Annotated in this window: 13 protein-coding genes; 3 read left to right on the forward strand and 10 right to left on the reverse strand. The window is 66.3% G+C overall.

From position 1 onward, the window contains the following. From AC2VOU_RS20245 to AC2VOU_RS20265, 5 genes are all read right to left on the reverse strand, one after another. On the reverse strand, positions 1-751 hold a 751-nt coding region (locus tag AC2VOU_RS20245), incomplete at its 3' end, for an adenosylhomocysteinase (RefSeq protein WP_486958970.1). A gap of 96 nt (positions 752-847) precedes the next feature. Then, positions 848-1546 (reverse strand): TetR/AcrR family transcriptional regulator, encoded by a 699-nt coding sequence (locus AC2VOU_RS20250; protein WP_486958971.1) that lies wholly within the window; start codon positions 1544-1546, stop codon positions 848-850. A gap of 35 nt (positions 1547-1581) precedes the next feature. Beyond that, a complete protein-coding gene (locus tag AC2VOU_RS20255) occupies positions 1582-1764 on the reverse strand; it encodes a rubredoxin (protein ID WP_486958972.1) in 183 nt (60 codons plus the stop codon). Positions 1765-1775: 11 nt separating this feature from the next. Continuing rightward, the gene (locus tag AC2VOU_RS20260; RefSeq protein WP_486958973.1) at positions 1776-1937 is read right to left on the reverse strand and encodes a rubredoxin; all 162 of its coding nucleotides are present in this window, start codon (positions 1935-1937) and stop codon (positions 1776-1778) included. Beyond that, a complete protein-coding gene (locus tag AC2VOU_RS20265) occupies positions 1937-3157 on the reverse strand; it encodes an alkane 1-monooxygenase (protein WP_486958974.1) in 1221 nt (406 codons plus the stop codon). The genes AC2VOU_RS20260 and AC2VOU_RS20265 overlap by 1 nt, the downstream gene beginning before the upstream one ends. A gap of 241 nt (positions 3158-3398) precedes the next feature. On the opposite strand from AC2VOU_RS20265, the gene AC2VOU_RS20270 reads away from it, so the two are divergent. Next, a complete protein-coding gene (locus AC2VOU_RS20270) occupies positions 3399-4775 on the forward strand; it encodes an FAD-dependent oxidoreductase (protein ID WP_486958980.1) in 1377 nt (458 codons plus the stop codon). Here AC2VOU_RS20270 and manA read toward each other — a convergent pair. The 4 genes from manA to AC2VOU_RS20290 all read right to left on the reverse strand — a co-directional run bounded on the left by manA (position 4772) and on the right by AC2VOU_RS20290 (position 9091). Further along, a complete protein-coding gene (manA, locus tag AC2VOU_RS20275) occupies positions 4772-6007 on the reverse strand; it encodes a mannose-6-phosphate isomerase, class I (protein ID WP_486958975.1) in 1236 nt (411 codons plus the stop codon). The genes AC2VOU_RS20270 and manA overlap by 4 nt on opposite strands. Before the next feature lie 21 nt (positions 6008-6028). Then, on the reverse strand, positions 6029-7117 hold the full coding sequence (locus AC2VOU_RS20280) for a TobH protein (RefSeq protein WP_486958976.1): 1089 nt from the start codon (positions 7115-7117) through the stop codon (positions 6029-6031). Beyond that, positions 7114-8520 (reverse strand): phosphomannomutase/phosphoglucomutase, encoded by a 1407-nt coding sequence (locus AC2VOU_RS20285; protein ID WP_486958977.1) that lies wholly within the window; start codon positions 8518-8520, stop codon positions 7114-7116. The genes AC2VOU_RS20280 and AC2VOU_RS20285 overlap by 4 nt, the downstream gene beginning before the upstream one ends. A 133-nt stretch (positions 8521-8653) precedes the next feature. Further along, a complete protein-coding gene (locus tag AC2VOU_RS20290) occupies positions 8654-9091 on the reverse strand; it encodes a DUF3499 domain-containing protein (protein WP_486958978.1) in 438 nt (145 codons plus the stop codon). A 161-nt stretch (positions 9092-9252) separates the two neighbouring features. Between AC2VOU_RS20290 and AC2VOU_RS20295 the strand changes: the two genes are divergently transcribed. Then, complete coding sequence (locus tag AC2VOU_RS20295; protein WP_486938407.1) at positions 9253-9675, forward strand: metallopeptidase family protein; 423 nt, start codon at positions 9253-9255, stop codon at positions 9673-9675. 66 nt (positions 9676-9741) lie between these two features. Here the strand turns inward: AC2VOU_RS20295 and AC2VOU_RS20300 are convergent, their stop codons facing one another. Then, the gene (locus AC2VOU_RS20300; RefSeq protein ID WP_486958981.1) at positions 9742-10077 is read right to left on the reverse strand and encodes a WhiB family transcriptional regulator; all 336 of its coding nucleotides are present in this window, start codon (positions 10075-10077) and stop codon (positions 9742-9744) included. 371 nt (positions 10078-10448) lie between these two features. On the opposite strand from AC2VOU_RS20300, the gene cofD reads away from it, so the two are divergent. Then, a partial coding sequence (gene cofD / locus AC2VOU_RS20305) for a 2-phospho-L-lactate transferase (protein WP_486958979.1) occupies positions 10449-11158 on the forward strand: 710 nt, incomplete at its 3' end.

The raw sequence follows: 11158 nt of genomic DNA on the forward strand, positions 1-11158 counted from the left end.
CGTACTTGTTGTCGAACTTCGACTTGGTCACCGAGTCATTGACATTGATCGCGGGGAACGCCAACTCGCCTGCAGCGGCGAACTGGTAAAGCCGCAGCACGCCGGTGGTGGTCTCCTCCGAGACACCCTTGATCGACGCAGCGATCTTGCTCCACTTGTCTTTGTCAGTCTCGAAGCGCTTGCGCAGCAGGTCCAAAAACACCCGGTGCTCAGCGGAGTCGTCTTCCTCGTCGGGCGGGACCACACCGGCCTTCTCGTACTGCGCGCCACGCAACACCAGCATGGTGGCATCGCCGCCGTCGTCCAGGATCAGGTTGGCCGGCTCGTTTGGCCACGTCAGAATCTGCTCAGCCGCCCACCAGTACTCTTCGAGGGTCTCGCCTTTCCACGCGAACACCGGGACACCCTTGGGGTTCTCCGGGGTACCGTGCGGGCCGACAACCACCGCGGCGGCGGCGTGGTCCTGGGTGGAGAAGATGTTGCAGCTGGCCCAGCGGACCTCTGCCCCCAGCGCGGTCAGGGTCTCGATCAGCACCGCGGTCTGCACCGTCATGTGCAGCGAGCCCGAGATGCGGGCGCCCTTGAGTGGCTGGACGTCGTGGTATTCGCGGCGCAGCGACATCAGACCCGGCATCTCCTGCTCGGACAGCTCGATGTCGCGGCGACCGTAGTCGGCCAGCGACAGGTCGGCCACCTTGAAGTCGATCCCGTTCACCACGTCGGCGGTCAGCTGCTGCTCGGTCGTCGTCATCTACTACTCATTCCTCTGGTCAACTAATTAGCTTGATTACATATTAATCGCAACGCATTCTCGGCCGCGATCTGAGGTCAGTCGGCGAAGACAAGCCTATTCGCTGACTTCCCCGCCCTCGCCGCTGGTCCCACCCCGGACTCCCGACTCGAAGTCCTCGCGTAACTCACCGTAGCGCTCAGCCGCCGGCGTCATGAGTCGTGCCAGGTCAGCGGCCACGTCATGGTCGGCCTCCGGCGGCATCGATACGTAGCTCATCGCCAGCCGCACGATGGCACGCGCCATCATCCCGGAATCCTCGTCGCTGGCGCGCATCCAGCTGTGCGTGAACAACGACGTCAGGCGCGCCGAGCAGTGCGTGATGATCGGACCGCTGTCGGTGGTGATGATCTGCAGCAGATCGGGTTTGGCCGCCCCGGTGAGCAGCGAGAGCACCAGCGGGTCGGCGGCCGAGTCGGCGAAGAACGCGCGAAATCCCTGCAGAAAAGCAGCATAGACATCGCCGACGTTGGCGTAAATGGAGTCCTCGACCGCGCTCACCAAGCGGTCGGCCAGCCGCAGTGCGTAACCCTGGGCCAGGCCCTGCCGTGAGCCGAATTCGTTGTAGATGGTCTGGCGGCTGATGCCGGCCGCGCGGGCCACGTCGGCCAGGGTTACCGCCGACCAGTCGCGGCTGCCCAGCAGCTCGCGCATCGCGTCGAGCACCGAATCACGCAGCAGGGCCCGCGACGCCTCGGCGTACGGGACCCTTCGCATAGGCGCGACAGTAGTGCCTACGGCGCCGCTCCCGCTCATGGCTGCCCTGTGCGCCGTGGCCGGCGGCTGCAGGGTCACGATTGGGCGACTTCCACCATCTCGAAGTCCGACTTCGCGGCGCCGCAGTCCGGGCAGCTCCAGTCCTCGGGGATGTCGTCCCAACGGGTGCCGGGGGCGATGCCGTCTTCCGGCCAGCCCTTGGCCTCGTCGTACTCGAAGCCGCACTGCACACAGACGAAGAGTTTGTAGTCGTTCATCCGCTTTCCTCTCAGATCAATTCGAAGTCGGGCTTTTCTAGTACGGCGCAGTCCGGGCAACCCCAGTCCTCGGGGATGTCGTCCCAGCTGGTCCCTGCCGGAAACCCTTCCCGCTCAGCGCCTTTGGTTTCGTCGTAGACATAACCGCAGCCGGGGCAGCGGTAGCCGGCCATCAGGCCGCCGCTCCATAGCGGGCCAGCATCTTCTTGCGCAGGCGCGGTTGGACGTTGACCCGGGTGATGTCACCGTCGTAGTGCTCCAGCACGCGGTGGTCCATCAACCGGCGCCACAGCGGCGGGAAGTACGTCAGCCCGATCAGCGCCGCGTAGCCGCTCGGCAGGTTCGGCGCTCCATCCATGCTGCGCAAGGTCTGGTAGCGCCGCGTCGGGTTGGCGTGGTGGTCGCTGTGTCGCTGCAAGTGGTAGAGGAACAGGTTGGTGACGATGTGGTCGGAATTCCAGCTGTGCTCGGGCCTGCAGCGCTCGTAACGGCCGTTGTCTCCTCTGTGCCGCAGCAGACCGTAGTGCTCGAGGTAGTTGACCGATTCGAGCAGGCTGAACCCAAAGATGGCCTGGATCAACAGGAACGGGATCAGCGCGGGGCCGAACACCGCGAGCAGGACGCCCCATAACACCACGGTCATCAGCCAGGCGTTGACGACGTCGTTGGACAGGTAGGTCTTGGGGTTCCACGGGTTGCCACCCTGTCGGCGAATCCGCTGGGCCTCCAGCCGCCAGCCCGATTTGGCACTGCCGAAGACGCTGCGCGGCAGGAACTCCCAGAACGTCTCACCGAAGCGGGCCGATGCGGGGTCTTCCGGAGTCGCCACCCGGACGTGGTGACCGCGGTTGTGCTCGATGTAGAAGTGGCCGTAGCCGGTTTGCGCCAAGGTGATCTTGGACAGCCAGCGCTCCAGCGACTCCTTCTTGTGCCCCATCTCGTGAGCGGTGTTGATGCCGACTCCGCCCAGTGCGCCGACCGACAACGCGAGGCCGATCTTGGCGGGCCAACTCAGCGGCCCGTCGTAGCCCAGCCAGCTCAGGTTCGACGCGGTGAACAGGTAGGCGCCGAGGATCAGGCTGATGAATTGGAACGGGATGAAGGCGTAGGTGCAGTAGCGGTAGTACGTGTCGTTCTCCAGCCACTCCATCACCTCGTCGGGCGGATTCTGGCCGTCGGCGCCGAACCGCAAGTCGAGCACTGGGAGCAGGACGTAGAGCAAGATCGGGCCGATCCAGAACAGCACCTGTGATGCGGTCTGCCAGCCGGCCTGATTCATCGCCCAGACGAACGGCAGGATCGTCAGCAGTAGCGTCGGGACGATCAGTCCCATCAGCCACAGGTAGCGCTTCTTGTCCTGCCACACCCTTGCGTTCGGTAATGCCGCGGTCATATCGCCGACCTCCTTGTGAGCCGTAACACCTTGAGGTTGGACATTAGCATGTCATTCGTCCCTTGTCTAGACAAACAGATAGTATTTGTAAACTCAGTGGGCAAGGGCTTTAGTGCGCGCCGAGGTTTTAGGTTCCGCTCACTGGTTCGCGGGGACCTTCACCGCGACCGCGTCCGCCGCGGATGACACCGGCACGCCGGCAACCAGCCATGTTCCCGCGCATACCGAGTACGGTGACGACATGGGTGGGGAGCGCACTCGGGGGCACGCGGTCGTGATCGGCGCCAGCATCGGCGGATTGTGCGCAGCGCGGGTGCTGTCGCAGTTCTACGAGCGGGTCACGGTCTACGAGCGCGACGAACTGCCGAGCACGCCCGACAATCGGACCGCGGTCCCGCAAGGCCGGCATGTTCACCTGCTGATGGCTCGCGGCGCGATGGAATTCGACGGATTGTTTCCCGGTCTGCTCGACGAGATGGTGGCCGCCGGCGTGCCTGTCCTGGAGAACCGGCCGGACTGCATCCACTTCGGCGCGGCGGGCCACGTGCTGGGCACCGGCCACACGCTGCGCGACGAGTTCACCGCCTACGTGCCGAGCCGCCCACAACTGGAATGGCAGATTCGGCAACGGGTTCACGCGATCCCCAACGTCACGATCGAGCACCGCTCGGTGGCTCAGCCGCGCTTCGACGTCGAAGCCCAGCGGGTCACCGGGGTGCTGCTCGACAGCGACGCCGACGAGGCCGATGTCGTGGCAGCCGATCTGGTCGTCGACGCGGCCGGCCGCGGCACCCGGCTACCGTTCTGGCTGGAACAGTGGGGGTATCGCCGTCCGCCGGAAAAGACAGTCGACGTCGGCATCAAGTATGCCTCGCAACAACTTCGGTTGCCGGTGGGCGCGATCCGGGAAAGGGTGGTCGTCGCCGGCGCATCGCGCGAGCAACCCGCCGGCCTGGGCCTGCTCGGCTATGAGGACGGAACCTGGACCCTGACGACCTATGGGGTCGGCAAAGTCGAACCGCCGCATACCTTCGCCGAGATGCTGACGCTGGCCGCCACGATGCTGCCCTTGCGCATCGTCGACGCGCTGCGGCAGGCCGAACTGGTCGGCGAGGTGGCCTTTCACCACTACCCGGCCAGCCGATGGCGCCGCTACCACGAGTTGGACCGATTCCCGGCCGGGATCCTGCCCCTCGGCGATGCGGTGGTCAGCTTCGACCCCACTTACGGCCAAGGCATGACGATGACGTCCATCCAAGCCGGGCACCTCCGTCGCGCCCTGACCGAGGGCGGCGATCTGGCGCGCAAGGTGAATCGCGCTACCGCCAAGACGACCTTCCCGGTGTGGATGATGACGGCGATCGGCGATCATGCGTTTCACCACGCCGCCGGCGACAAGCCGTGGTGGTTCGGCCCGGTGGGCAGTCTGTTCGATCAATTTCTCGGCGCGGCCGAGACGGATCCCGTTCTCGCCGAATGGTTTTTGCGACGGTTCTCGTTGCTGGACAGCCTCTACATGGTCCCGTCGGCGAAGCTGGTCGGTCGCACCATCCGGCACAATATGCGGCTGTGGCTGGCCGATCGGCGCGCCGCCCGAGCCGAGTGGGTGCCGGCCTAGAGGCCGACCGTAGCCCGGAAAATCTTGGTCGGCTCCTGAGCGACCAGCCGGATCGGACCGTCGTCGGCGGCCACCCACGCGGCTGCGCCACGGTTGAGCGTCAACGCCCCGGACTTTGCGTGCACCGCCGTCGCGCCCTCGATGCAGAGCAGGATCTGCGGACCCTGAGCGGCGCCCTGATGCAACGGCGCGTCCACTTCGTGACCGACCTGGTCGGCACCGAGCGTGAGCATTGATGCCGCGAATTCGGCGGCGGGCGTGTCGTAGAACGCGGCAAATCCATGCTGATGAGTGTCGGCGCGCAACTGCGACTCGGTGGTCGGGTTGAAGTTCAGCACCCGCAACAGCTCCGGAACGTCGACGTGTTTGGGAGTCAGGCCACCGCGTAACACGTTGTCGGAGTTGGCCATAACCTCCAAGGCGACACCACTGAGATAGGCGTGCAGGTTCCCGGCGGCCAGATAGATCCCCTCGCCGGGGCCCAGCGTTATCCGGTTCAGCAGCAACGCGGCCAGCACACCGGCATCGCCGGGATAACGCTCCCCCAACTCCAGCACCGTCTTCGCCTCGGCGGCGAACTCCGTTGCACCCGAGCTCAAGTAATTGATCGCGCCGTCCAGCACCGCGCTGACCAGCACGTCGATGTCGGGCTGCGGCGCGGTGATCCACGTGGTGAACAGCGCCCGCAGCCCATCGGCGTCGGACTGGTCGTTCAGCAACCCGATAGACGGGTCCAGACCCGACACCGCCAGGGCCCGCAACAGCTCGACGGTCTTGGCCACCGGACGGAATCCGGCCAGCGCCTCGAACTGATGCAGCGCCACCGCCAGCTCGGGCTTGTGACTGGCGTCGCGGTAGTTGCGTACCGGCGAGTTCACCGGGATACCGAGCCGTTCCTCGCGCCGAAAACCTTCGGCCGCCTGCTCGGCGCTTGGGTGCGCCTGCAGCGACAGCGGTTCGTCGGCCGCCAGCACTTTCACCAGGAACGGCAGCGAATCGCCGAACTCGGCGCGCGTCGCGGAGCCGAGTTGACCTTCGGGGTCGTCGTGCAGCGCCTGCAGCAACGAGATGTCGCCACCGGGTGCTTCCAGCCAGGACGGGTCGCCGGGGTTAGCCCCCAACCAGAGTTCGGCTTCAGGGTGGGCAGCAGGCACCGGACGGCCGGTGAATTCCGCGATGGCGGTCCGTGACCCCCACGCGTATGTCCGTATCGCTCCGCGTAGCACCTGCACTTGCCATTACCTCGTAACCAGTTATCCCCGTACCAGACGCAGATAAACCGCCGCCATCTCCAGCCGGACAGCCAATATAGCCAGCTGCTGCTCGGCGCGTTGAACTCCGGACTGGGTGGGGCCGCGATCCGGAAATTCCGGCACGTCCTCGGCGCCGACCAGGTCGACATCGTGCAGCCCGGCTACCCGAGAAGTCACCACAGCCCGCTCGGTGTCCAGCGTCAGCACCATCAACCGCAACCGATCCGCGGTCGGGCCGTCGATTTCCTCGTCGTGAAACAGCGACTCGGTCGGATCGACGAAGGTAGGCCCCGGGCCGGCCCGGAGTGCAATCAACGCCTCAGCCATGCCGCTGGCGGCCGCCACCTCGTTCGCGACGCGAAGCAGCATGCCCGACGCGTGCCGCGCCAGCGCCAGGGTGGCCGCACAGTCGCCGGCAAATACCACGCGGCGTCGCGAGATTCGCTCGACCAACGCCTTGGCCGGATTGGTGAAAAGTTCACGCCCGGCACTGTTGCGCAATGCTTCGGCGTCCAATTCGTCAGCCATGGCGGCCAGGTCCACCCTCAACCTGGTATCGACACCCGCCAAGACAGCCAGTCCGACGGCCAGGAAACGGCAGAGCCCGAACTCGGGGGCGATCGGCAACCGCGGTTCGATCACCGCGACGCGGCCCGCGCTGACCTCGCGCAGCGGCCCTTCGTAGGGAGCCGCCACCACCACGCGCGCGCCCCGGCGTACACCGCTCGCGGCGGCCCCGACCAGTGCCGGGTCGCCGGGATCGTCGCCGGCCACGATCAACACGTCCAGCGGCCCGATCCACGGCGGGGCCTCGGCGGCGATCACTAACGGCGCCGGCGCCACGCTGGCGGCGGTCGAGGTCAGCATGGTCCCTGCGACCTCGGCGACTCCCCGGCCGGCAATCCAGATCACGGTCCGCGGCCGGTCGCCCCCGTCGCGCAGCGAGTCCAGTGCGCCCTCGTCGACGGCGGCGGCCACCGCCCGCACGTGCGCGCCCGCCATCGACGCCGCCCGCAGCAATCCCTCGCGATCGGCGCCGAGCAGGCCGTCGGTGTCGTCGAGGTCGATCAAGGACTTGGCCGCATTCATGTCACGGCCTCCGGTTCGACGTGCCGATCCGCCTGGCGCTGGATCTCCTGAGCGATCTGCTCGACGACCATGGCGACGTCCTCGCCGCTGCGCCCTTCCACGTTCAACCGCAGCAGCGGCTCGGTGTTGGACGTGCGCAGGTTGAACCAGCTGCCTTCGCCGAGGTCGACCGTCACCCCATCGAGGTGGTCGATCGAGTGGATCCGGTTGCCGAATGCCTTGAGCACCGCGGCGATGCAGGAAGCGGAGTCGGAGACGGTGAAGTTGATCTCGCCGGAGGACGCGTAACGATGGTAGTCCGCGGTCAGGTCGGACAGCGGGCGCTGCTGGCCGCCGAGCGCGGCCAGTACGTGCAGCGCGGCCAGCATTCCCGAGTCGGCTCCCCAGAAGTCGCGGAAGTAGTAGTGCGCCGAGTGCTCGCCGCCGAAGATCGCGCCGGTCTCGGCCATCAACGCCTTGATGTAGGAGTGCCCGACGCGCGAGCGCACCGGCGTGCCGCCGCGTTCGATCACCAACTCGGGCACCGCGCGCGAGGTGATCAGGTTGTGGATCACCGACGCGCCGATCTCACGGCTCAACTCGCGGGCGGCCACCAGCGCGGTCACGGTCGACGGCGACACGGGCAGGCCGCGCTCGTCGATGACGAAGCACCGGTCGGCGTCTCCATCGAAAGCCAGCCCGATATCGGCGTTGCTTTCGCGCACGAAAGCCTGCAGATCGGTGAGGTTCGCCGGGTCGAGCGGATTCGCCTCGTGGTTGGGAAACGAGCCGTCGAGTTCGAAGTACAGCGGCAGCAGCGTGAGCGACTCGATCGCGCCGAGCACCGCGGGCGCGGTATGGCCCGCCATCCCGTTGCCGGCGTCGACGGCGACCCGCAGCGGACGCCGGCCGTCGATGTTGACCAGCGACCGCAGAAACCCGCCGTACTCGGCCAACACGTCTTTGTCGGTGCAGGTGCCGCGCATCCCCGCGTGGCTCGGCACACCCGCGATCACCTGGTCACTGATGGCGGTCAGCCCGGTGTCCGCACCGACCGGTAAGGCTGCGGCCCGGCACATTTTGATGCCGTTGTAGGCGGCCGGATTGTGACTCGCGGTGAACATCGCGCCCGGGCAGTCGAGCAATCCGGAGGCGAAGTAGAGCTGATCGGTCGAGGCCAGGCCGATCCGCACCACGTCCAGGCCCTGAGCGCTGACACCGTCGGCGAAGGCCGCCGCCAGCGCGGGCGAACTATCGCGCATGTCGTAGCCGATGACGACCTGGCGAGCGCCTTCGCTGCACATCAGCCGGGCGAACGCCGCGCCCACGTCCTGCACGAACGACTCGTCGATTTCCGTGCCGACCAGACCCCGCACGTCATACGCCTTGATCACACGGTGAACAGCCGCGGCGGGCCGAGACATCGAGAGGGCTCCTGACGACGGCAATCTGATGGGGCGCTGCCAAGCCTATCCCGGCATGCTGTGCGGTTGACTCGGCGTCTACGGCGCCGGCCACTCGAACTTCTCCGCCGTGGGCGCAGAGTCGATGCGGTTACTACTCCGCCGGATCGGGCAGCACCCGAAGATGACCGCGGCGGCGTCCATTGCCGGCCGGTCGCGCAGCGGTTGAGGTGAGCACGCCGGCGGCCGGCTTGTCGGGCGCTGCAGCACCGAACTGCTCGGCGGGCTCGTGAAACCCGGTCAACGCGCCACCACCGGCAGCCACGTCACGGCCCTCCCTAACGGCTTCGGCCAGCGCGATCAGGTCGTCTTCGTCGGGGTTGACGGCCAGTGGCCCGGCGTGCCGGACCAGCTCCCAGCCGCGTGGCGCGGTGATCCGGCCGGCATGACTCACGCACAGATCCCAGGAGTGTGGCTCGCTGGCGACGGCCAGCGGGCCGACGACGGCGGTGGAGTCGGAGTAGACGAACGTCAGCGTCGCGACCGCGTAATGCGGACACCCTGGTCGGCAGCAGCGACGCGGAACGTTCACGATCGAGAGGTTATCGCGCGAAAACGCCCACACCCCGGCGGACACGCGCATTCATTCAGGCTGGGATACCCAACCGTTACGATCGCCGGGTGAGCGATTCGCGCAGCTCCCCGCGCGGTCGGCGCTCGCCGGGCGCAAGAGTCCCGCGCCGCCGACGCGCCATGCGCGGCCCGCTGCTGCCGCCGACGGTTCCGGGTTGGCGCAGTCGCGCCGAGCGCTTCGACATGGCGGTGCTCGAGGCCTATGAACCGATCGAACGTCGCTGGCAGGAGCGGCTGTCCGGGCTCGACGTCGCCGTCGACGAGATCCCGCGGATTTCGGCGAAGGACCCTGACAACGTGCAGTGGCCCCCAGAGGTGGTCGCCGACGGGCCGATTGCGCTCGCGCGGCTGATCGGCGCCGGTGTCGACGTCCGCGGCAGCGCCACACGGGCTCGAGTTGTCTTGTTTCGCAAGCCAATCGAACGACGTGCCAAAGACACAGTCGAGCTGGCCGAATTACTGCACGAGATCTTGGTGGCCCAGGTGGCCACCTACCTGGATGTCGAACCGTCGGTCATCGACCCGACGATAGAAGACGAATAGCGGGCGACCGCGAGCGCCGCTGCTGCACGCTCAGCGGGCCACCCGCTATTCGATAGCCCCGTTAAGTCAGATGATCCCGCGCTTGAGGCGACGACGCTCGCGCTCGGAAAGCCCGCCCCAAATGCCGAAACGCTCGTCGTGAGCCAAAGCGTATTCCAGGCATTCGCTACGCACCTCGCAGCCGAGGCAGATCTTCTTGGCCTCGCGAGTGGAGCCGCCTTTCTCGGGGAAGAACGCCTCTGGATCTGTTTGAGCACACAACGCACGGTCTTGCCACTGATCGGTTGCTTCCTCGGTGCCCTCGAATTCGTCTTCGAGGGTGTCGGGAACCAAACTCAAATGGGGCCTTTGGGCTACCCCTGTCAACGGTAGACCGGGAGCGGTGTGCGGTGTTCCTCCCATTAGTCCCCGAAGGTATTCATAGGACATGCTCCGCCTCCTCACCTGGTTTCGTAGATCGCGAATGTCACCACTGTTCTGATGTTCGGCCATCTATGATTCGAACATTTGATCGAATCTCGGTCTGCGACACCGAATCCGGCCGGCCAACCGAAATGACACTGCTGTGATTACACACGGGTAAGAGTGGATTCGCAAGCGATTCGGCAGATTTCCATATCATCTCGTGACCAATTTTTTGCCACACTGAGGCCGATAGGCGCGTGGCGTGTCGGTCACACCTGTCACACAAGGCAATCCGGCATCACCTCGGCCGTAGCACCGCCCGACACACCAAGGGGCCTGCGGCAGCGCCGCGCGTACTGTCGTGCGGTGTGAAGGTGACGGTTCTGGTCGGCGGTGTGGGCGGCGCCCGCTTCCTGCTCGGGGTTCAACAATTACTCGGTCTCGGCCAATTCGCGTCCGAATCTGCGCCTGCCGGTGACCACGAGTTGACGGCGGTCGTGAACATCGGCGACGACGCCTGGATGCACGGGGTGCGCGTCTGCCCCGATCTGGACACGTGCATGTACACCCTCGGCGGCGGCGTCGACCCAGAGCGGGGCTGGGGGCATCGGGATGAAACCTGGCATGCCAAAGAGGAACTCGCCGCCTACGGCGTTGCGCCGGACTGGTTCCAACTCGGCGACCGTGACCTGGCCACCCATCTGGTACGCAGTCAGATGCTGCGGGCCGGTTACCCGCTGTCGCAAGTGACCGCCGCGTTGTGTGACCGCTGGCAGCCTGGCGCGCGACTGCTGCCCGCCAGCGACGACCGATGCGAAACACACGTCGTCGTGACCGATCCCGACGACGGGAACCGGCGGGCGATCCACTTCCAGGAGTGGTGGGTACGCTACCGGGCACAGCTACCAACGCACAGCTTTGCCTTCGTCGGCGCCGAAAAGGCCAACGCCGCAACTGAAGTCACCGATGCCATCGCCGACGCCGAGGTCGTACTCGTCGCACCCTCGAATCCGGTGGTCAGTGTCGGAGCGATCTTGGCGGTTCCTGGAATCCGGTCGGCCCTGCGATCCACCGGCGC

Source organism: Mycobacterium sp. TH-M25, from assembly GCF_057473665.1.

What these genes read in the sequence shown, in the direction of transcription:
- AC2VOU_RS20255 (WP_486958972.1), bottom strand. Translation starts at nt 1,764, where the DNA reads ATGAACGACTACAAACTCTTCGTCTGTGTGCAGTGCGGCTTCGAGTAC.
- AC2VOU_RS20285 (WP_486958977.1), bottom strand. Translation starts at nt 8,520, where the DNA reads ATGTCTCGGCCCGCCGCGGCTGTTCACCGTGTGATCAAGGCGTATGAC.
- AC2VOU_RS20280 (WP_486958976.1), bottom strand. Translation starts at nt 7,117, where the DNA reads ATGAATGCGGCCAAGTCCTTGATCGACCTCGACGACACCGACGGCCTG.
- AC2VOU_RS20265 (WP_486958974.1), bottom strand. Translation starts at nt 3,157, where the DNA reads ATGACCGCGGCATTACCGAACGCAAGGGTGTGGCAGGACAAGAAGCGC.
- AC2VOU_RS20300 (WP_486958981.1), bottom strand. Translation starts at nt 10,077, where the DNA reads ATGGGAGGAACACCGCACACCGCTCCCGGTCTACCGTTGACAGGGGTA.
- AC2VOU_RS20250 (WP_486958971.1), bottom strand. Translation starts at nt 1,546, where the DNA reads ATGAGCGGGAGCGGCGCCGTAGGCACTACTGTCGCGCCTATGCGAAGG.
- AC2VOU_RS20270 (WP_486958980.1), top strand. Translation starts at nt 3,399, where the DNA reads ATGGGTGGGGAGCGCACTCGGGGGCACGCGGTCGTGATCGGCGCCAGC.
- AC2VOU_RS20260 (WP_486958973.1), bottom strand. Translation starts at nt 1,937, where the DNA reads ATGGCCGGCTACCGCTGCCCCGGCTGCGGTTATGTCTACGACGAAACC.
- AC2VOU_RS20295 (WP_486938407.1), top strand. Translation starts at nt 9,253, where the DNA reads ATGCGCGGCCCGCTGCTGCCGCCGACGGTTCCGGGTTGGCGCAGTCGC.